The following is a 20,930-nucleotide window of genomic DNA, read 5'->3' as shown; positions in this document are numbered from 1 at the left end:
ACGCTGCCCCCGCGTCATCACGCCTGCCTGGGCGTAGTCAATGCCGTGCTCGCCTTCTGGGCGCAATACCACTGCCGCCACGCGCGCAACCCGCATCCCGACCCCGCCTGACTCCTGCTACTCCCTCTTGGCACCACCTGCCCGCCAGCCGGCTCCCGCCGCTGCGGCCAACCCTGCCTGTTGCTTGCGGCCAACCTTCGGCGCGACGGCAACGGCACACCCGGAGTCAGACATGAACGCACGTTTCCAAGGCGGCAGCGCGCCGCGCAGCCCGTCCTACTACAGCGCCACCATCCATGAGGAAAGCGACTACCCTGCGCTGCAAGGCACGGTGGAGGTCGATGTGGCCATCATCGGCGGTGGCTTTACCGGCGTCGCCAGCGCGGTGGAGCTGGCCGAGCGCGGCCTGAAAGTGGCCATCGTCGAGCAGAACAAGATCGGCTGGGGGGCCAGCGGTCGCAACGGCGGCCAGGTCACCGGCAGCCTGTCCGGCGACGAGGCGATGCGCAAGCAGATGCGCAATACGCTGGGCACGGCGGTGGACGATTTCATCTGGTGGCTGCGCTGGCGCGGCCACGACATCATCGAGCAGCGCGTGGCGAAGTACGGCATCGCCTGCGACCTCAAGCACGGCCACCTGCACGCGGCAATGAAACCGGCGCACATGGCCGAGCTGCGCAGCAGCTACGAAGAGGCGCAGCGCCGCGGCATGGGCGAACAGGTCACCCTGCTGGACGCCGCCGCCGTGCGCGAACACCTGGCCACCGGCCTCTACCACGGCGCGCTGAAGAACACCCGCAACCTGCACCTGCACCCGCTGAACCTGTGTCTGGGCGAGGCACGCGCCGCCGCCAGCCTGGGCGCGCAGATATTTGAGCACACCGAGGTGCTGGACATCGTGCATGGCGACAGACCGGCCATCATCACGCCGCAGGGGCGCATCAACGCCCGCCAGGTGCTGCTGGCCGGCGACGTGTATCACAAGCTGGAACAGAATCAGCTCTCCGGCAAGATCTTCCCGGCCATGGGCGGCATCGTCACCACCCGCCCGCTGGGCGAGCTGGCAAAACTGCTCAACCCGCAGGATCTGGCGGTGTACGACTGCCGCTTCGTGCTCGACTACTACCGCCTGACCGCCGACGGCCGCCTGCTGTTCGGCGGTGGCGCCAACTACTCCGGCCGCGACTCGCGCGACATCGCCGCCGAACTGCGCCCGTGCATCGAGCGCACCTTCCCGCAGCTCAAGGGCGTGGAGATCGATTACCAGTGGAGCTGCGCGATGGGCATCGTGGTGAACCGCATCCCGCAGCTGGGCAAGCTGTCGGACAACGTGTGGTACTGCCAGGGTTACTCCGGCCACGGCGTGGCCAGCAGCCACATCATGGGCCAGATCATGGCCGAGGCCATTACCGGCACGCTGGCGCGCTTCGACACCTTTGCCGCCTGCAAGCATGTGCGCGTGCCGCTGGGCAGCAAGCTCGGCAACCCGCTGCTGGCGGCGGGCATGTGGTACTACCAGCTGCTGGAGAAGCTGCGCTGAGCTGCCCGCACGTCAAACCGTAGCCCCATGCGTAGGGCGGAAGCCCCACAGGGGCGTTCCGCCGATTGCAGCGGCTTGCGGCCAACCCGCTAACCGAACCGTGAGATGACAGGCGAAATGCCCGGCTTTGCCGGGCTTTCGCCCTGTCGGCCTTTACCCGCCTGCCATGCCACGCTCTTGATATAGTGACGGACAGATTGTTCCAGCCACCCCGAGCACCATGGCACCTTCCCCCACCCTTAGCGATGAGCAAGCGCTGCAACGCGAACTGGCCAGCCTGCGCCAGGAGCTGGCCGCCGCACGGCAACTGATTGCCGATCAGCAGGAAAAGCTGAATGCCGCCCTGGATGGCACCGGGCTGTGCCTGTGGCAGGGCCGCCCGCCCAGCGGCGAGCTACAGGTATTCAACCTGCAGAACTTCAAGCCGGGCGATATGGCCTCCCACTTCGATGCCTGGTATGCCAAGGTGCATCCGGACGACCGCGAACGCGTGGTGGCCAACTACTTTGCCCACCTGCGCGACGAGACCGACAGCTACGAGGCGGAGTACCGCACCATCGGCCCGGATGGCCGCATCACCTGGCTGTGGGACCGCGGCAGGGTGATCGAGCGCGACGCCAGCGGCAAGGCGCTGCGCATCATGGGCGCGCATGCCGACATCACCCAGCGCCGGGAAAACGAGCTGGCGCTGCAGCATATGGCGCAGCACGACGCGCTGACCGGGCTGCTGAACCGCAGCGCCTTCTACCTGCGGCTGAACGGCGCCATCGAATGCTGCCGGCACACCGGCAACAGCCTGGCGGTACTGTTTGTCGATCTGGACCTGTTCAAGCGGGTCAACGACAGCCACGGCCATGCCGTCGGCGACAAACTGCTGCTGCATGTGGCACAGCAACTGCAGCAAGTCGTGCGCGAAGGCGACGTGGTGGCCCGGCTGGGCGGCGACGAGTTCATCCTCTATCTGCAAGGCGAAACCGGCGCGCCGCCGGTGGCGGAAGTCGGCCAGCGCCTGCTTGGCCTCTTGAACCGGGTACAGCAGGTGGATGGCCTGCCCATCGACCTGGGAGCCAGCATCGGCACCAGCCTTTACCCGGACGATGGCGGCAGCGCCGAAGACCTGGTGCAGCATGCCGATGCCGCGATGTACCAGGCCAAGGCGGATGGCCGCCACTGCGTGCGCCACTACCACAGACAGGCACCGTAACCCGCCACTTGCAGGGCAAAAGCGCCACAGGGCGGGCCGCCAGCTTGCGGCCAACCCTGTCCGGCATGGATGGAGAAACGCCCGGTTTTACCGGGCCTGCGCCCTGCCGTTAGCAAGCGGCTCCCCCATGCAAAACGCCCACCATGCGGTGGGCGTTTCGTTTGCGGCCGGCGGGCAGCTTACAGCGCCAGCTGCGAGCCCAGCTCCACCACCCGGTTGGGCGGCAGCTTGAAGTAGGACGACGCCGAGCCCGCGTTGCGGAACATGGCAAGGAACAGCTTCTCGCGCCAGTTGCTCATCACGCCGGCGCCCACTTTCGGGATCAGCGTTTCGCGGCCGAGGAAGAAGGAGGTGTCCATCATCTCCAGCACCAGGCCCTGCTTTTCGCACTCGACCAGCGTGGCGGGCACATCCGGCTCGTCCATGAAACCGAACACTACCTTCACGCGGAAGAACTGCTCGCCCATCTCCTCCACCACCACCCGTTCTTTCGGTGCGATATACGGAATGTCGGCGGTGTCCACGGTGAGGATCACCACGCGTTCATGCAGGCTCTTGTAGTGCTTCATGCTGTGCAGCAGCGCATGCGGCGTGCTGTTGGTGTCGGAGGTCATGAAGATGGCGGTGCCCTGCACGCGCGGCACGGCAGGCGCCATGAATTCCACGAACTGGTCCAGCGGCATGCCCTCCTCGGCCAGCTTGTCGTGCACCAGCTGGCGGCCACGCTTCCAGGTGGTCATCACGGTGAACACCAGCAGGCCCATGGCCAGCGGGAACCAGCCGCCTTCGAACAGCTTGAAGGCATTGGCGCTGAAGTAGGCCAGGTCCACCACCAGCAGGCCACCCAGGATCAGCCGGCACTTGCTTGCGCTCCAGTGCCACTGGTGGCGGGCAACGATGAAAGTCAGGATGGTGGTGATCACCATGGTGCCGGTTACCGCAATACCGTAGGCCGCTGCCAGCTTGCCGGAGGAGCCAAAACCGATCACCAGCGCGGCCACCGCCGCCAAGAGCGCCCAGTTCACCGCCGGCAGATAGATCTGGCCGATTTCCTTGCTGGATGTGTGCAGCACCTCCATGCGCGGCACGTAGCCCAGCTGGATGGCCTGGCGGGTAATGGAGTAGGCGCCGGAGATTACCGCCTGCGAGGCGATCACCGTGGCCAGCGTGGCCAGGATCACCATCGGCAGCAGCGCCCAGCCCGGCGCCAGCAGGTAGAACGGGTTATCGATGGCCTGCGGGTTGCTCAGCAGCAGCGCGCCCTGGCCAAAGTAGTTGAGCACCAGCGACGGCAGCACCAGGCTGAACCAGGCCAGCTGGATCGGACGGCGACCGAAATGGCCCATGTCGGCGTACAGCGCCTCGCCACCGGTCAGCGCCAGCACCGAGCCGCCCAGCGCCAGAAAACCCAGCACCGGGTTGGCCGCAAAGAAGGACACCGCGTGCAGCGGGTTCAGCGCCGCCAGTACCTGCGGATTCTGCACCACCTGGCGAATACCCAGCAGCGCCAGCACCAGGAACCACAACACCATCACCGGGCCGAACAGCGCGCCCACCTTCTCGGTGCCGTGCTTCTGCATCACGAACAGGCCGAACAGCACCGCCAGCGATATCGGCAGGATGTAGGCGGTAAGCTTGGGCGTGACGATGCCCAGGCCTTCCACCGCCGACAGCACCGAAATGGCCGGCGTGATGATGCTGTCGCCGTAGAACAGCGCGGCGCCGAACAGGCCCAGCAGCATCAGGAAAGCCACCTGCTTCTTACTCTTGGCGTGGTGCAGTACCAGCGCCATCAGCGCCATGATGCCACCCTCGCCCTTGTTGTCGGCACGCATGATGATGCTGACGTACTTGAACGCCACCACCACCACCAGCGACCACAGCACCAGCGACAGGATGCCGAGGATGTTGCCGTGGGTCAGCGGCACCGGGTGCGAGCCGGCGAAGATTTCCTTCATGGTGTACAGCGGGCTGGTGCCGATGTCGCCGTATACCACCCCGAGGGCGGCCAGCGACAGCGCGGCCATGCGGCCAGAGTGTTGAGTCGAACTCATGCGTCGTTCCCGATGATTGATGACTACGGGCGCTGCCGCGGCGCTTGTCGCCGGGCATCGCCGTTACCGCCACACGCCGCGCCATGGCGCCGGTGGCAGGTCTGCAACTGCGAATCCCTTACCTGCCTGCCGCGAGCGCGGCACGGGCGGCGCATGGCACTGCACGCCAAAGGCGGATGACAGCGCTGCGCTCGCACCCGTACACCATAGGCCGGAATCCTCGATATCGACACTGGCATGGCCGTCAGGTATTCCGCGCCGGGTGTGGGCAGGGCTGGCGCGGACAGTACCAGCAGCCGTGCCGGCAGGCAATGGCCGCGCAAGCGCTTTGTTGCAGGTGCAGCATTCTTTACCACACTCACGCTGGCAGGTACTTGCCAAGCGGCCTGGCGCCTGCTCCAGCGCCCACCGGCAAAAGCGGCCGCGCCACCGCGCAAGGGTGCCGGCAGGCAACAAAAAACCGCCAGCACCTTGCGGTGACTGGCGGTTTGCTGCTGCTGCCCGCTCTCCATGCCGGCAACTTCAAACTCAGTGCGCGAAACCCCCGGCCGGGTGCCCCCCTGTGCAGGCCGGGCGTTCCGCCACTGCACGATAAACTGGTGGCTGCATCGATAGTGGATCGCCCCCATGGGGCATCCGCCCTACTGCCCGGCAGCGCCGTGCCGCCTCAGACCGAGATGTTGACGTTGACGCCTACGGTATCGGAGGAAGAAGTCTGGGTGGTGGTGGGGGTGGTCGTGGCCGCCTGCTGGCTGCCGCCCTGGCCATGATGGTGGTGGCCGTGATGGCTGCCCATGGCCTGGAATGCCTGCTGCGCCGCCTGCAGATCGCCGCTTTGCAGCGCCTGGCCCAGCTGGGCGAACGGGTTGTTGCCGTTGCTGCTGCCGCTGGTGGCCGTGGTGCCGCTGGTGCTGCCACTGCTGCCTGCGCCCTTGTCGTCGCCATCGCCATCGTTGCGACGGCCGCCGCGCAGCGACGACAGCGTGCCGTAGGCCGATTGCGCCGCGCCCAGATCGCCGCTTTGCAGCGCCTGCGCCAGCTGCTGGAAAGCCTGGCGGCGCTGCTGGCCGACGGAATTGCTGCCGGACGTACCCTGGGTGCCGGAAATGCTGGCGGTGATATCGATGCTCATTGCCATATTGTTCTCCTTGAATGTAGACGTAGCGATGCGGCCAACCCTGGTCATGAAAACAGACACCCGCTGTTGGGTATTGACCATACCTGCTTATCGGTTACGCGCACATGCGCAGGAGAGCCCGGCGGACGGGGCTTTATTAACGATTGTTTAGCATGGCGCCAAATTAACAAACCTTTATAGCGCCGCTGCGAGCAGCCCCGGCGAGCCCGGCCGGCAGCACCCGCTCCCGCTGCCGAGCGGTGGCTGCGCTACTCTGCGGCCAACCTGTAACCCACCCCGGTTTCGGTCAGCAGCCAGCGCGGCTGCGAGGCATTGTCTTCCACCTTCTGCCGCAGGTGGGTCATGTAGATGCGCAGGTAGTGGGTGTGTTCGACATAGGCCGGCCCCCACACCTCGTTAAGCAGCTGGCGGTGGGTAAGCACCTTGCCGCGGTGCGCGATCAGCGTGGCCAGCAGCCGGTATTCCAGCTTGGTGAGGTGCAGAGGTTCGCCGCCGCGGCTGACGCTGCGGTTCACCAGGTCCACCTCCACCGTGCCGAGGCGCACCCGGCTTTCCACCGAGCCCTCGCGGCCGGCGTGGCGGCGCAGTTGCGCGCGCACCCTTGCCTGCAATTCGCCGATGCCGAACGGCTTGGTCAGGTAGTCGTCGGCGCCGGCATCCAGCGCCAGAATCTTGTCCACCTCGCCCACCCTGGCCGACAGCACGATCACCGGCACACTGGCCCAGCCGCGCAGATCCTTCAGCAGGTTGATACCGCTGCCGTCCGGCAGGCCCAGGTCGAGGATGATCAGGTCCGGCTGGCGGGTGCCCGCCTCGATCAGCCCGCGCGCCATGGTTTCCGCCTCCGCCACATGCAGGCCCTCTTCCTCCAGCGCGGCGCGCACGAAGCGGCGGATGGCGGCATCGTCCTCGACGATCAACACGGTGGCGGCGGTACTCATTCAGTTCTCCGGGGGGAAATCCAGGGCGGGTTGCGCCACCAGCGGCAGCGCCAGGGTGAAGCAGGCGCCGCCCTGCGGCAGGTTCTCGGCACTCAGGCTGGCCTCGTGCGCGTCGGCAATGGTACGGCATATCGCCAGCCCCAGCCCCACGCCGCTGACATTGGATTCGCTGTCGCCACGGCTGAAGGCGCGGAACAGCCAGCCGGTATCGCCCGCCGGCAGCCCCACACCCTGGTCGGCCACCCGCAGCACGATGCGGCCGTTTTCCGCGGTGCCGCTGATGCGGATCTCGCTGCCGGCGCGGCTGTACTTGGCGGCGTTTTCCAGCAGGTTCACCAGCAGCCGCTCCAGCAACACCGGGTCGCCGTGGATCAGCGGGCAGTCCGGGTCGATGTCGGTGCGCAGCACATGCTCGTCCAGTGCGCCGCCCAGCGCGGCGATGGCGCCGCCCACCATTTCCTCCACCGGCAGCCAGTCTTTCTTCAGGGTAATGCCGCCGGCCTGCAGCTGCGCCATTTCCAGCAGATTGGTCACCAGCCGCGCGATGCGCTGGCCCTGCTGCTGCAGCAGCAGCACGTCGGCGGTGAACGGCGAGCCGGCGCGCTGCAGCTTGCGGGCCAGCGTTTCGGCATTGCCGGTAAGGCCGGTAAGCGGCGTGCGCAGGTCGTGCGACAGTGCGGCCAACAGCGAATGGCGCATGCGCTCGGCCTCCATGTTCAGCAGCGTCTGCTGCGCCACGTCGATGTAATGCAGCCGCTCCAGCGTCTGCGCCGCCAGCGCCGCCACCGCCTCGCACAGCCGGCGGGTGCCGAAGTCGGCCAGCTCGCCCGGCTGCGGCAGCGCCAGCACCAGCACGCCGCGGGTGCGCATCGGCGCCTTCAGCGGCAGGTACAGCAGCGGCGAGGTGGGCAGCGTGGCGGTGCCCTGCCCGGCCGGCTCGCCGTGGTCGAAGCACCAGCGCACGATGGCGCTGTCCGCCTCCGGCAGGCCGGGCTGCTGCGGCTGCAGGTTGTCGTCCTCGCCCAGCGGACGCCACAGGCCGATGCGCGCCCCCAGGCCGCTGTGCAAGTAGCGCGCGGTGACCTCGCCCACCTGTTCCTCGATCAGCGCCTGGCCCAGCTCGCGCGCCATCTCGAACAGGGTGCGGGTATGCGCCTCGCGCTGTTGCGCCATGTCGGCGCTCTGGCGCTGGCGCGCCACCAGCTGGCCGGCCACCAGGCCGACGATCAGCATCACCGCGAAGGTGATCAGGTACTGCACGTCGGACACGGCAAAATTGAAATAGGGCGGCACCAGGAAGAAATCGAACAGCCCCACCGACAGCACCGCGGCCAGCGCTGCCGGCGCGCGGCCGTAGCGCACCGCGCTCCACAGCACCGCCAGCAGGTAGAACATCACCTGGTTGGTGGGCTCCAGCACCGTGCGCAGCGGCTCCGCCAGCGCGGTAACGCCGACACACAGCAGCACGGTCTGCCACCAGCCATGAGCAGGCAGCTCGAAGCGCCAGCCGCGCGGTGTTTTGTCCGGCGGCGGCGAGGCTGCCAGTTGCAGCAGGTGCAGCTCCGGCGCCAGCCTGGCCAGCGCCTGCAGCAGGCGCGCCGGGTGCTGCCTGCCGGCCAGCGCCAGCATGGAAAGATTGTGGCGCCGCGCGTAGTCGGCCAGCAGCCGGGCGTTGTCGCGCCCGGACTGCACCAGGGTAATGGCGCCCTGCTCGGCGGCCAGTTTCAGCGCCGCCTGCACCTCGCTGCGTGCCTCGCCGTGCAACTGGCCGCTATCCAGCCATATCGCGTGCCACGGCGATTCCAGCGCCCGCGCCAGCCGCGCGCACTGGCGGATGGCGTCTTCGTTGCCGGCCTGCTGCAACAGCAGCAGCAGGCCGAAATTGCTGCCGGATACCGGCATGCGCCCCTGGATCGCCCGCTGCGCGCGCATCTGGCTGTCTACCCGGTCGGCCAGGCGCCGCAGCGCCAGCTCGCGCAGCGCGATCAGGTTGCCCTTGCGAAAGAAGTTGGCCGCAGCGCGCTGCGCCACCTCCGGCAGGTAGACCTTGCCTGCGGCCAACCTTTGCAGCAGATCGTCCGGCGGCAGGTCCACCAGCCGCACTTCGTCGGCCTGGTCGAACACGTGATCGGGCACCGTTTCGCTCACCGCCACGCCGGTAACGCGGCTGACCACGTCGTTTAGGCTGTCCAGGTGCTGCACGTTCATTGCGCTGTACACGTCGATGCCGGCGGACAGCAGCTCCTCCACGTCCTGCCAGCGCTTGGGGTGGCGGCAGCCGGGGGCATTGCTGTGCGGCAGCTCGTCCACCACCAGCACCGCCGGGTGGCGCGCCAGCGCGGCATCCAGGTCGAAGGCGTCCAGCTCGCGCTCGCGGTGCTCGCGCTTCAGCCGCGGCAGTTGCTCCAGCCCGGCCAGCATGGCCATGGTCTCGGCGCGGCCGTGGGTATCCACCCAGCCCACCACCACGTCCAGCCCGGCGGCGCGCTTCTCCTGCGCCTCGGCCAGCATGGCGTAGGTCTTGCCCACGCCGGGCGCGGCGCCGAAGAACAGCTTGAGGCGGCCACGCGCCGCGGGCAGCGAGGCCAGCAGCGCGTCGGGGTCGGGGCGGTGATCGTCTTCAGTCATGGTTACATCATCTGCTCAGGGTTGGCCGCATGTGCGGTAGCGCCATACTCGGTTGTAGGGTGGGCAAAGCGCAGCGTGCCCCGCAATGGCGCCTTGCTGCTGGGCACGGCCTGCGGCCTTGGCCCACCCTGCGGTGACTCAGCGCGGCAGGTCCATGTTCAGCTGCAGCACGTTGACACGGGCATTATCGCCAAACCAGCTGCGCTCGGTATGCGCAGCTATCAGCGCGCGCAGCTTTGCCGGGTCGACATGGCGTTGCGCCGCCACGCGCGGTAGCTGGTACAGCGCCGCTGCCAGGCTGATGTGCGGGTCGAGGCCGCTGCCGGAAGCCGTTACCAGATCCTGCGGGATCGGGCCTGCCGGCAGCGGGCCGGCGGCTTTCAGCGCGGCGATGCGCTCCGCCACGGCTTTCTTCAACGCCGGGTTGGACGGCCCCAGGTTGCTGCCGCCGGAGCCGATACCGTTGTACGGCTTGTCGGCGGTGGCGGACAGCCGGCTCCAGAACTCGCCGGGCTGGTGGAAATCCTGGCCGATCAGCACCGAACCCACCACCTTGCCATCCTTGAGCAGCAGCGAACCGTTGGCCGCATGCGGCATCAGCACTTGTGCCACGCCGGTTACCGCCAGCGGGTAGGCCAGGCCCAGCAGCAGGCTCAGCCCCAGCAGCACCCGTGCCGCCGGCCCCCACAGGCCGGCGCGCTCGCGCTGCCGGCTTTGTTCGATTGCGATATGCATGTTCTTGCTCCTTGAATATTGGCGCTCAGGCCAGGCCCAGCAACACCAGGATCAGGTCGATCAGCTTGATGCCGGCAAACGGCAGCAGCAAGCCGCCCAGGCCGTAGACCAGCAGATTGCGCTTGAGCAGCGCGTCGGCGCCCAGCGCGCGGTAGCGCACGCCCTTCAGCGCCAGCGGGATCAGCGCCACGATGATCAGCGCGTTGAAGATCACCGCCGACAGCAGCGCCGAGGCGGGGCTGGCCAGGTGCATCACGTTGAGCAGCCCCAGCTGCGGATAGGTGGCGGCAAACGCCGCCGGGATGATGGCGAAGTACTTGGCCACGTCGTTGGCCAGGCTGAAGGTAGTCAGCGCGCCGCGCGTCATCAGCATCTGCTTGCCGATCTCCACCACTTCGATCAGCTTGGTGGGGCTGGAGTCCAGATCCACCATATTGGCCGCCTCGCGCGCCGCCTGGGTGCCGCTGTTCATCGCCACCGCCACGTCGGCCTGCGCCAGCGCCGGCGCGTCGTTGGTGCCATCACCGGTCATGGCCACCAGCTGGCCGCGCGACTGGTAGTCGCGGATCATCGCCAGCTTGTTCTCCGGCGTGGCCTCGGCCAGAAAGTCATCCACCCCGGCTTCGGCGGCGATGGCGGCGGCGGTCAGGCGGTTGTCGCCGGTGATCATCACCGTCTTGATGCCCATCTGCCGCAGCTGGGCAAAGCGCTCGCGAATGCCCGGCTTCACCACGTCCTTCAGCTCCACCACGCCCAGCACGCGCGCGCCCTCGGCCACCACCAGCGGTGTGCTGCCGCGGCTGGCCACCTTGTCGGATGCGGCAATCACCGCGTCCTCCACCTTGCCGCCCAGCGTTTCCACATGGCGGCGGATGGCATCCACCGCGCCCTTGCGGATCTGCCGCCCAGCCACGTTGATGCCGGACATGCGCGACTGCGCGGTAAACGGCACGAAGCTGGCATTGGCCGGGCTGCGGCCCTGCTGCAGCTCGGCCAGCATGGCGCTGCCTTCCGCATGCTTGCCATGCGTCAGCTGCTGCGCCAGCACCACGATGCTCTTGCCTTCCGGGGTGTCATCGGCCAGCGAGGACAGCCAGGCCGCTTCGGCCAGCTGCGCCTGGCTGATACCCGTTGCCGGCAGCAGGGTGGATGCCTGACGGTTACCGAAGGTGATAGTGCCGGTCTTGTCCAAGAGCAGCACGTCCACGTCGCCGGCGGCCTCCACCGCGCGGCCGGAGGTGGCAATGACGTTGGCCGCCATCAGCCGGCTCATGCCGGCCACGCCGATGGCGGACAGCAGGCCACCGATGGTGGTGGGAATCAGGCACACCAGCAGCGCCAGCAGCACCGGCAGCGAGGTGATCTGGCCGCTGCCGGCGCTGTGCACGCTGTAGGCGGAGAACGGCAGCAGGGTCACGGTCACCAGCAGGAAGATCAGCGTCAGCGCCAGCAGCAGGATGGTCAGCGCGATCTCGTTCGGCGTCTTGCGGCGCTTGGCGCCTTCCACCATGGCGATCATGCGGTCGATGAAGGTTTCGCCCGGGTTGACGGTGGCACGCACCACGATCCAGTCCGACAGCACGCGGGTGCCGCCGGTGACCGAGCTGAAGTCACCGCCGGATTCGCGGATCACCGGTGCCGATTCGCCGGTAATGGCCGACTCGTCCACCGAGGCGATGCCTTCGATCACCTCGCCATCGCAGGGCACCACGTCGCCCTGCTGCACCAGTACGACATCGCCCTTGCGCAACGCGCTGGATTCCACCAGCGTCACCGGGGAATCATGGCGCTGCGGTGCGGCCAACTGCTTGGCCCAGGTGGTCTTGCGCAGCCCTTTCAGGCTGGCCGCCTGCGCCTTGCTGCGGCCTTCGGCCAGCGCCTCGGCAAAGTTGGCGAACAGCACGGTGAACCACAGCCACACCGCGATGCTGCCGGTAAGCCAGGCCGGCGCGTCGCCCTTGCCCAGCAGGGCCATTACCCACAATACGCTGCACAGCAGGCTGCCCAGGTACACCACGAACATCACCGGGTTTTTCAGTTGCTCGCGCACGCCCAGTTTGCGCACGCTGTCCCACAGCGCTGGCCGCAGCAGTTGCGGGTCCAGCAGCGGCAGGGCCATTTTCTTGTGACTCATATTGGTTCTCCTAGCGGCCAGCCCAGATGGTCAGATGCTCGACGATGGGCCCCAGCGCCAGCGAAGGCAGATAGGTCAGCGCGCCCACCAGCAGCACACTGCCCACCAGCAGGGTGACGAACAGCGCACCGTGCGTCGGCATGCTGCCGGCGGTTTGCGGCAGGGTTTTCTTGGCGGCCAGCGAGCCGGCCAGTGCCAGCACCGGCACGATGATGGCGAAGCGGCCGAACCACATCGCCACCGCCAGCATGGCGTTATAGAACGGGGTGTTGGCGGACAGCCCGGCAAAGGCGCTGCCGTTGTTGTTGGCCGCGGACGAGAACGCGTACAGCACTTCGGAGAAACCATGCGCACCGGGGTTGGCCATGCCGGCCACGCCCGGCGCCACCACCACGGCCACCGCGGTGCCCAGCAGCACCAGCAGCGGCGTAACCAGAATCACCAGCGCCACCATCTTCATGTCGAAGGCTTCGATCTTCTTGCCCAGGTATTCCGGCGTGCGGCCAACCATCAGGCCGGCAATGAACACCGCCAGCACCGCGAAGATCAGCATGCCGTACAGGCCGGAGCCCACCCCGCCGAACACCACCTCGCCCAGCTGCATCAGCCACATCGGCACCATGCCGCCCAGTGCGGTAAAGGAATCGTGCATGGCGTTCACCGCGCCGCAGCTGGCTGCCGTGGTAACGGCGGCGAACAGCGCGCTGCCGGACACGCCGAAGCGCACTTCCTTGCCTTCCAGGCTGCCGGCGGCGTTATCCACCCCCAGCGACGACAGCAGCGGGTTGCCCTGCAGCTCGAAATACGCCAGCGCCCAGGCGGCGGCAATGAACATCACGCTCATCGCCAGGTACAGCGCCCAGCCCTGGCGACGGTCGCCCACCAGGCGGCCAAAGGCATGGGTGAGGCCGGCCGGAATCAGGAAGATCGCCAACATCTGCAGCATATTGGACAGGTCGGACGGGTTCTCGAACGGGTGCGCCGAGTTGGCATTGAAGAAGCCGCCGCCATTGGTGCCCAGCATCTTGATGGCTTCCTGCGATGCCACCGGGCCCATGGCCAGCGTCTGCGCCTGGCCGGCGAAACCGTGGAAGCTCAGGTAGCCGGACAGGTTCTGCAACACGCCCTGGCTGACGAATACCAGCGCCAGCACGAAGGACAGCGGCAGCAGCAGGTAGACGGAGACGCGGATGGTATCGGCCCAGAAATTGCCCAGCTCGCCGCTTTCACGGCGCGAGAAACCGCGCATCAGTGCGAATGCCACAGCGATGCCGGTGGCGGCGGACAGGAAGTTGTGCACCGCCAGGCCGAGCATCTGGGTGAGGTAGCTCATGGTGGTTTCGCCGCTGTAGCCCTGCCAGTTGGTATTGGTCAGAAAACTCACCGCGGTATTGAATGCCGAGCCGGCTTCCACCGCACCCATCTGCTGCGGGTTGAACGGCAGCACGCCCTGCAACCGTTGCAGCGCATACAGGCTCACCGCGCCCAGCAGGCTGAATACCATCACCGCCAGCGCGTACTCGCGCCAGTTCATGCCGCGATCGTCGACACCGAACACGCGGAGCAGGCGCGCATCCAGCGCCTGCCAGCGCGACGGCATGCTGCCTGCGGCCAGCGGCGCCAGCCAGGCCCCCATCGGGCGCACGCTCAGGGTGAGCAGCAACATGAACAGCGCCAGTAACAAGCCAAAGGAAGTCATGTCAGATCTCCTCCGCATTCAGTAGCGCGTACACCAGCCACACGCCCAGGCCAAGCGCCATGGCGCCGGCAATCCATAGCATCAGGCTCATCGCGCCTCCCTGTGCATCAAAGCGTCGTAGCCGACAATCAGGCCGTGCAGCGCCAGGTACAGCACTACCAGACCGGCCAGCCAAATCAGGTCTTGCATGGCAAACCCCAGGTTGGAAAAAGACAGCCTCACTATAAAAACCGGGGTGCAAAAATGATGCTAAATGTCTGGCTGCGGGTATTAACGGGATATAAAAATCGGGGGAGAGCGGGTTGTAGGGCGGATGCCCGCAGGGCGATCCGCCATCACCCGTACCGGTCAGCCGCAGCACCTCGGCGGAACGCCCTGTTTTACCGGGCTTGCGCCCTACTTAGCTCAAAGAGGGAGCGAGCCAAGCCGTAGGGCGGATGCCCGCAGGGCGATCCGCCATCACCCGTACCGGTCAGCCGCAGCACCTCGGCGGAACGCCCGGTTTTACCGGGCTTCCGCCCTACTTAGCGCAAAGAGGGAGCAAGCCAAGCCGTAGGGCGGATGTCCGCAGGGCGATCCGCCATCACCCGTACCGGCCAGCCGCAGCACCTCGGCGGAACGCCCGGTTTTACCGGGCTTCCGCCCTACTTAGCGCAGAGAGGAAGCAAGCCAAGCCGTAGGGCGGATGACCGCAGGGCGACCCGCCATCACCCGTACCGGCCAGCCACAGCACCTCGGCGGAACGCCCGGTTTTACCGGGCTTCCGCCCTACTTAGCGCAGAAAGGGAGTAAGCCAAGCCGTAGGGCGGATGCCCGCAGGGCGATCCGCCATCACCCATGCCGGCCACCCGCAGCACCTCGGCGGAACGCCCGGTTTTACCGGGCTTGCGCCCTACTTAGCGCAGAGAGGGAGCAAGCCAAGCCGTAGGGCGGATGCCCGCAGGGCGATCCGCCATCACCCGTACCGGCCAGCCACAGCACCTCTGCGGAACGCCCGGTTTTACCGGGCTTCCGCCCTACTTAGCGCAGAGAGGGAGCAAGCCAAGCCGTAGGGCGGATGCCCGCAGGGCGATCCGCCATCACCCGTACTGGCCAGCCGCAGCACCTCGGCGGAACGCCCGGTTTTACCGGGCTTCCGCCCTACTCTCCCCACGCTCCGCACACCCTTTACGGGCAAAACTGCACGCGATCCGCCCGGTCCGCCGGCCACACCGCCTGCGGCCACTGCTCGGCACTGACCACCAGCAGCAGCCCCGCCACCTCGCGCCGGCACAGCAACGCGGCGCAGCGCTGGTACAGCGTATCGCCGACCAGCGGCAGCGGCTGGCCGTCCGGCGTCTCGGCATGGCCGGCCGTGGCCAGGTGGCAGGCGATGCCCTGCACGGCCAGTTCGCTGCGGCGCTGTCGTGCTGCGGCCAACGCTGCATCGCCGCCAACGAAGATTTCCAGCGCAATGCGCCCCTGCTGCGGCCACAGCAGGCTCATCAGGCGCGGCATGCTGCGCAGCGAACTCAGGCTGGCACCCAGCGCCGGCGCGGCGTTCACCTCGTTAACGATGGCGCCGTTCTGCCACCACGGCTGGCTGATGTCGCTGCTGATCATGTCCACGCCGGCCAGCTCCAGGCCGAACAGCGCGGCAGCGCGCAGCGCCAGCCGGCGGTTGTCCGGGTGGATGCACTCGCCCATATCCACGTCGCGGCCGCCGTCGGCGCTGGATTCTATCCAGCGCAGCGCCGCCCACTGCCCTGCCGCCGGAACCGCCTGCAGGCTCAGCCCCTGCTGTGCCAGACACTGCTGCGCGACGGCATCGCCCAGCAAGGGCGGCTGGCGCTGCCATGGCGGCAGTGCCAGCTGTTGCAGGTTGGCCGCATGGATCAGCGCCGCCACGCTGTGCACGCCATCGCCGCATACCGCCACCGGCAGGCGCTGCACCACGTAGATCACCTCGCCGCGCACCACCAGGATGCGGTGGCACACGCCCGGCGCCTGCTGCTCCAGCAGCACCGGCCAGCCGTACTGCCCGGCGTGGCGCAGCGCCTGTTGCAATGCAGCCGGATTGTCGATGCCGGTGCTGACGCCCTCGCCGCGGTCGCGGTTGTGCGGCTTCACCACCAGCGGCCAGCCCAGCTGCCGCGCTGCCGCCTCGGCCTGCTGTGCCTCGTGCACCGCCAGCTGGCGGGCGGTGGGCAACCCGGCCTGGCGCAGCAGCCGGCTGCCCTGCAGCTTGTTGCCGGCAGCGTGGATGCCGATGGGGGAATCGCCATCGGACCGGCTGGTAAAGAATTCACGCCCCTGCCCGCCCCAGCCGAGGCGGAACATGGCATTGCCCTCGTGCCGCCACGGGATGCCGGCAGCCGTAGCGGCATCCAGCAGCGCCATCATCGATGGCGCTGCAATGGCATGCGGCAGCAGCACCGGCAGCAGCTGCCGGGTGAGTTGCTGGTAGAAGGCCGGCAAGGCATCGCCAAGCGGCTGGCGGCGCAGAATCAGCTGCAGCCAGTGCAGGCTGCTCTGCACCGCTTGCAGCAAGGGCGCGGTGTCCAGCTCGTCCGGCCAGGCGAATGCCAGCTCCAGCTGCCAGCCGGCGGCGCCGGGCTGGCAATCGACCACCCGCCCCGCGGCCGGCAGCGGTATGCCGGCGCCGTGCAGCAGCCCGGCAGTGGCTTGCAGCACTGCGCTGCCCAGTTGCTGCATGGCGCCGCGGTCATTTTCTGCGGCGGTGTCGGCCAGCGATGCAGCCGGCAGCCATGCGGCCAACCATTGCGCCGCCGCCGGCCAGTCGGCGTCCGGCGGCAACGGCGACAATGCCATGCTCAATAGCTGTTCCGGCTGGCGCAGCGCCACCGCGTACTGTTCGGGGCTTGTGCTCATGCGGCGCACTCCTCGGCAGGCAGGTACTGGCGTAGCAATTGCAGCAGCGGCTGCCAGCGGGGCGCCTCCGGCTGCAGCGCATGCAGGCGGCTGATGCGGTCCACCGGTACGCCGTGCTGCAGCCAGGCATCGTCGCTCAGCCCGACCAGCAGCGCACCCGGCGCGACCTCGGCCAGCAGCGCCTGCACCCGCGTGAACACGTCGCCGCAGGTCTGTGGCCAGGCGTCGCCCTGCGGCCCCCAACTGCCATCAACCGTGCAGATGAAGGCGGCCACGCCCTGCGCGGCCAGTTCGGCCTGGCGCTGCCGCAGCGCCGGCAAGGGCTGGTCGCCCACCAAGACTTCCAGCGCTATGCGCGCCTGCTGCGGCCACAGCGCCTGCACCATGGCCGGCAGGTGGCGGCGATACAGCGTGCCGGGGCCAAGCTGCGGCGCGTGGTTCACTTCCAGCACCACCGCGCCATTGGCATGCCATGGCTGGCGGATGTCGGGCGACAGGATATCCACCCCGGCCTGCAGCAAGCCCAGCCGGCTGGCGGCCTGCTCGGCCAGCGCCAGGTTGTCCGGGTGCGCGTCGGCGCTGGCATCCTGCTCCCAGGCGCCGTGGCGGTTGTCGGCCAGCCGGCGCAGGTACAGCACGCTGCCGGCAGCCGGCACGCTATGCCAGTGCCAGCCTTGTGCCGCCAGGCAGGCGGTGGCTTCGGCATCATCCGGCAACGGTGGCAGCCGCTGCCACAGCACGCTGGCAGCGCGGCGGGCGTTTTCCTGCGCCAGGCAGTGGGCGATGTCGTGCTCGCCGTCGGCCAGCAGCGCCGCACCCTGGCGGCGAATGACGAACAGCGCCCGCCCGGCGACGATCTGCACGTGGTAGCAGTCGCCGGGCAGCATGGGCTCCAGCACCACCTCGGGCGAGCAGGCGGCAGCACGGGCATGCGCGGCCCGCAGCGCGTCTGCGCTGGCCACGTTCAGGCTCACGCCGTCACCTTCGCTCGCGGCCGGCTTCACCGCCACCACACCGCCCAGCGCCTGCCAGGCAGCCTGGGCCTCCGCTTCGCCGCGTACCAGCTGCTGCGGCGCCACCGGCAGGCCGGCCTGCTGCAGCCAGCGCCTGGTCACCGCCTTGTGCGCGCTGACCTGTATGCCGCTCATCGCCTCGCCATCCACGCCGCCGTGCTGCAGGTGGCCGCGCCGAGCGCCCCAGCCCAGCCGGTAGGCGCCATCCCCCAGCCACTGCCACGGCACGCTGGCCTGGTGGGCGGCCTGCAACAAGGCAAAACTGCCGTCGTCGGTTGCCATGGCGCGGCAGATCGGGCCGATCACGCTGGCTTCCAGCTGCCGCTGCAGCGCCTGCCGGTCGCCAAAGTGCCCAGGGTTGGCCGCATAGCCGGCCAGTACGATGGCCGCCGCCTGGTAGCAGCGCAGAAAATGCTCTTCTTCCACGCCCGGCACCCACGGCACGCGCAACGCCAGCTGCCAGCCATCTGTCAGCGGCGTCAGCAGTTGCAGCTCGCCGCTGCTGAACACCGGCACGCGGGCAAAGCGCAGCAGCTGTGCGGCCAAGGTCAGCACACGCTCGCCCCAGGCTGCCACCTGGCTGGCGGCATCGCTGCCGGGTGCGGCGGCGGGCATGCTGGCCGGCAGTGCAAAGCAGGCTTGCAGCCAGGCGTCCAGCTGCGGCCAGTCCACCCCGGCGGGTAGCGGGCCGCTACGCAGGCGCAGCTGTTGCCAGGGCTGGTGCCACTGCGGGTGGAAGCCGGCATGCGGCGGCTGACAGCGCTCGATGTGATAGGACATGGATGCTCAGGCAGGAAAACATGGCGCGGATTTGCGCCGACAATACGATAGAGATGAACAAGCCCTTCCGCCAAGGGAAGGGCTTGTTTGGTTTACCGGCATGCACGCCACCAGGGCGGCGTGCAGCCAGGCATCGCGGCTTAGAACAGCCAGCGCAGTTTCACCGACAGGGTCTGGTTGAGGAAGTCGGTCTTGTACAGCACATCGTAGCGACCGGTGATCTCCAGCCCGCTGGACAGCTTGCGGGTGATGCCCAGGCCGCCGCGCACCTGCCACGGGCTGGGCTTGGCGCCATAGGTAACGAAGTTGGCGGTAGGCGCGCCGGCAAAGGCCGACACGATGGATGCCTGACGGTTCATGGTGTCATAGCCCACGCCCAGGCTGGCCTGCAGCTGGGTGCCGTTGTCGTAGTTCTTGTTAAGCTTGCCATCCACGCCCAGTACCAGCGCCTCGGTGCTGCGGCCCTGTACCTGCAGGTCCAGCGCGCCGGCGCCGGTTTCACCGTAGGCCTTGTCCTTGAGCCAGGAGTAGTCGGCCCGCACCGCAGCGGTAAAGCTGCTGCTGTCGCTGAGCGTGTAGTTGTGGCCCAGGCCGACGCCGGCGTGCGCGGTCAGGCTGTCGTAGTCGGACGAGGCAGTCACGCCCATCAGCGGAATCTGGCGCTCGCCCTGGTTGCGCGACTGGCCGACATCCAGCTGGAAGTTCACATTGCTCTGGCTGTCCAGGCTGTAGCTGCCGTAGCCGATCAGCTGGTACACGTCCACCTTGCTGCTTTGCGGCGCCACGCTGGAATTGCCGTTGATATCGATGTTGGCGTAGGCCACTGCCGCGCCCAGGCGTACTTTCGGCGACAGTGCGCCGTCCGCACCCAGCGTCATGCCGTAGGTGCGGGCATCGTAGCCGCTGATGCCGTCACGGTCTTTCTGGTCCGCCCAGGAGCCGAACGGCTTCACCCACACGTAGCGCTCGCTCGCGGTATCGTCGCCGGTGGACAGGCCGGTGCTGCCCTCTACGCGTGCCTGCACGATCTGGTTGACGCTGGACAGCGCATCCATGGTGGCCGCGGCCGGTGCGCCGTTGTTCAGCGGCAGGGTCTGCGTTACCGCATTGGACACTTCTTTTTCGGTGCCCAGCTGGGCCAGCTTGTCGATCACGCCCTGCAGGCCGCTGGCGCCGGAGTCGAATACCTGTGCCGCACCCACGCCAGGGAAGTTGCTGTTGTCGCGCGCGGCCTGTTCCACGGTCAGGGCGCGGACGGCTTCGATGTAGAGGGCATTATTGGAAGTAGCCGTACCAGCACCTACAGATTGCACAAAGTTGAACAGCGCGCTGTTGTCGGTGATTTGTGAAAACTGTCCGTTGATGGTACCTGCACGAATGATTTCGAACTTGTGGATGCCGGAACTGAGGCTAAGGCCACTATTGGCTTTCACATCCACATCCAGCGTGCTGTTGCTATCGATTTGCACGCTGCTCGCAGACAAATAGCTGTAATTCACCTCCCCACTGGTGGACACGATAGCCACTCGCAAGGTGGAGCCGGACTCCTGATAATACTCACCGGTCAAGGTGGCAAAACCACTGGTACCCGTATTGGGGATATCGCTGCTAACCACGTTGTTTTTCAGCGTGATGACACCGTGGTTTTCGTTACGTAGATTTGTTGCCTCGATACTGCCAACCAGCTGGCCGCTGTTGTAGATATTGACTTCCTGTCCAGCGGTTCCGTTATTGCGGTTAATGGCAAAGTTCTGACCAATAATTTCGCCGGTACTACGGTTAGTAATCGTGGTCGCTTTATGCTGCCCGTCACTATCGTCTTGTACGTAAATGCCGGTAGCACCACGCAGCGAACCAGAGTTATCGACGCTTGAATCTTTGTAAGTTCCCTCAAAGCTGGCGCTCACCGTCACCGCAGGGTCGTTACCAGCACTTATTGCCCCACTTGAGGTCACCACCAGGTCCGGACAATTATATGTTGCGGAAGCAGGGGCCGAAGTGGTGTTAACCGTCGGGCAGGCGGTCGCCTGTGCAGTACCTGCAGCCATCAACAGAACTGCGGCGGCAGTAGCCTGTACCAGCGGCTTGCGCTTGGCGGCAAAAATCGAAGTACGTTGTGCGTATGTCATTGTTGTTCTCAGTCAGTTACCAATCGCGACATTCTGATTACATAATATTGCCTTGAAAATACCT

The 20,930-nt window shown here is 67.2% G+C and carries 13 protein-coding genes; 2 read left to right on the top strand and 11 right to left on the bottom strand.

Annotated elements, in window-relative coordinates:
* Positions 1–232: 232 nt before the first annotated feature.
* Both PSELUDRAFT_RS10065 and PSELUDRAFT_RS10060 read left to right on the top strand, forming a co-directional pair.
* On the top strand, positions 233–1,540 hold the full coding sequence (locus tag PSELUDRAFT_RS10065) for an FAD-binding oxidoreductase (protein ID WP_088966720.1): 1,308 nt from the start codon (positions 233–235) through the stop codon (positions 1,538–1,540).
* Between the two features lie 220 nt (positions 1,541–1,760).
* Positions 1,761–2,744: a sensor domain-containing diguanylate cyclase gene (locus tag PSELUDRAFT_RS10060; protein ID WP_088966719.1), complete on the top strand. Its 984-nt coding sequence runs from the start codon at positions 1,761–1,763 to the stop codon at positions 2,742–2,744.
* A 179-nt stretch (positions 2,745–2,923) separates the two neighbouring features.
* Here PSELUDRAFT_RS10060 and PSELUDRAFT_RS10055 read toward each other — a convergent pair whose 3' ends face one another.
* From PSELUDRAFT_RS10055 to PSELUDRAFT_RS10005, 11 genes are all read right to left on the bottom strand, one after another.
* On the bottom strand, positions 2,924–4,798 hold the full coding sequence (locus PSELUDRAFT_RS10055) for a potassium transporter Kup (protein WP_088966718.1): 1,875 nt from the start codon (positions 4,796–4,798) through the stop codon (positions 2,924–2,926).
* 667 nt (positions 4,799–5,465) lie between these two features.
* Entirely contained in the window at positions 5,466–5,936 is a 471-nt protein-coding gene (locus PSELUDRAFT_RS10050; protein ID WP_157725080.1) for a hypothetical protein, read from the bottom strand.
* A 248-nt stretch (positions 5,937–6,184) separates the two neighbouring features.
* Positions 6,185–6,877 carry a two-component system response regulator KdpE gene (gene kdpE / locus PSELUDRAFT_RS10045; RefSeq protein WP_088966716.1) on the bottom strand — a complete coding sequence of 231 codons (693 nt, stop codon included), beginning with the start codon at positions 6,875–6,877 and terminating at the stop codon, positions 6,185–6,187.
* Positions 6,878–9,505 carry a DUF4118 domain-containing protein gene (locus PSELUDRAFT_RS10040; RefSeq protein ID WP_088966715.1) on the bottom strand — a complete coding sequence of 876 codons (2,628 nt, stop codon included), beginning with the start codon at positions 9,503–9,505 and terminating at the stop codon, positions 6,878–6,880. It abuts the gene before it with no gap.
* 138 nt (positions 9,506–9,643) lie between these two features.
* Positions 9,644–10,240, bottom strand: coding sequence for a potassium-transporting ATPase subunit KdpC (kdpC, locus tag PSELUDRAFT_RS10035; protein ID WP_088966714.1), 597 nt, complete (start codon positions 10,238–10,240; stop codon positions 9,644–9,646).
* 25 nt (positions 10,241–10,265) lie between these two features.
* Positions 10,266–12,374, bottom strand: a complete 2,109-nt coding sequence (gene kdpB / locus PSELUDRAFT_RS10030) for a potassium-transporting ATPase subunit KdpB (RefSeq protein WP_088966713.1) — start codon at positions 12,372–12,374, stop codon at positions 10,266–10,268.
* 10 nt (positions 12,375–12,384) lie between these two features.
* Positions 12,385–14,073, bottom strand: a complete 1,689-nt coding sequence (gene kdpA, locus PSELUDRAFT_RS10025; RefSeq protein WP_088966712.1) for a potassium-transporting ATPase subunit KdpA — start codon at positions 14,071–14,073, stop codon at positions 12,385–12,387.
* Position 14,074: 1 nt separating this feature from the next.
* A complete protein-coding gene (kdpF, locus tag PSELUDRAFT_RS10020; protein ID WP_088966711.1) occupies positions 14,075–14,164 on the bottom strand; it encodes a K(+)-transporting ATPase subunit F in 90 nt (29 codons plus the stop codon).
* Positions 14,165–15,240: 1,076 nt separating this feature from the next.
* The gene (locus tag PSELUDRAFT_RS10015) at positions 15,241–16,944 is read right to left on the bottom strand and encodes a hypothetical protein (RefSeq protein ID WP_088966710.1); all 1,704 of its coding nucleotides are present in this window, start codon (positions 16,942–16,944) and stop codon (positions 15,241–15,243) included.
* Positions 16,941–18,737, bottom strand: a complete 1,797-nt coding sequence (locus PSELUDRAFT_RS10010) for a hypothetical protein (protein ID WP_088966709.1) — start codon at positions 18,735–18,737, stop codon at positions 16,941–16,943. The genes PSELUDRAFT_RS10015 and PSELUDRAFT_RS10010 overlap by 4 nt, the downstream gene beginning before the upstream one ends.
* 140 nt (positions 18,738–18,877) lie before the next feature.
* Entirely contained in the window at positions 18,878–20,353 is a 1,476-nt protein-coding gene (locus PSELUDRAFT_RS10005) for an autotransporter outer membrane beta-barrel domain-containing protein (protein ID WP_157725079.1), read from the bottom strand.
* Positions 20,354–20,930 lie beyond the last annotated feature (577 nt).

The sequence above is a fragment of the Vogesella sp. LIG4 genome, from assembly GCF_900090205.1.
GTDB lineage: Bacteria > Pseudomonadota > Gammaproteobacteria > Burkholderiales > Chromobacteriaceae > Vogesella.
This window is presented reverse-complemented; position numbering and strand designations above follow the sequence as displayed.

Bases quoted from the DNA above. Each gene is read 5' to 3' on its own strand.
- PSELUDRAFT_RS10050 (WP_157725080.1), bottom strand. From the start codon at position 5,936: ATGGCAATGAGCATCGATATCACCGCCAGCATTTCCGGCACCCAGGGT.
- PSELUDRAFT_RS10010 (WP_088966709.1), bottom strand. From the start codon at position 18,737: ATGTCCTATCACATCGAGCGCTGTCAGCCGCCGCATGCCGGCTTCCAC.
- kdpB (WP_088966713.1), bottom strand. From the start codon at position 12,374: ATGAGTCACAAGAAAATGGCCCTGCCGCTGCTGGACCCGCAACTGCTG.
- kdpE (WP_088966716.1), bottom strand. From the start codon at position 6,877: ATGAGTACCGCCGCCACCGTGTTGATCGTCGAGGACGATGCCGCCATC.
- PSELUDRAFT_RS10040 (WP_088966715.1), bottom strand. From the start codon at position 9,505: ATGACTGAAGACGATCACCGCCCCGACCCCGACGCGCTGCTGGCCTCG.
- PSELUDRAFT_RS10065 (WP_088966720.1), top strand. From the start codon at position 233: ATGAACGCACGTTTCCAAGGCGGCAGCGCGCCGCGCAGCCCGTCCTAC.
- PSELUDRAFT_RS10055 (WP_088966718.1), bottom strand. From the start codon at position 4,798: ATGAGTTCGACTCAACACTCTGGCCGCATGGCCGCGCTGTCGCTGGCC.
- PSELUDRAFT_RS10060 (WP_088966719.1), top strand. From the start codon at position 1,761: ATGGCACCTTCCCCCACCCTTAGCGATGAGCAAGCGCTGCAACGCGAA.
- kdpF (WP_088966711.1), bottom strand. From the start codon at position 14,164: ATGAGCCTGATGCTATGGATTGCCGGCGCCATGGCGCTTGGCCTGGGC.
- kdpA (WP_088966712.1), bottom strand. From the start codon at position 14,073: ATGACTTCCTTTGGCTTGTTACTGGCGCTGTTCATGTTGCTGCTCACC.
- kdpC (WP_088966714.1), bottom strand. From the start codon at position 10,240: ATGCATATCGCAATCGAACAAAGCCGGCAGCGCGAGCGCGCCGGCCTG.
- PSELUDRAFT_RS10015 (WP_088966710.1), bottom strand. From the start codon at position 16,944: ATGAGCACAAGCCCCGAACAGTACGCGGTGGCGCTGCGCCAGCCGGAA.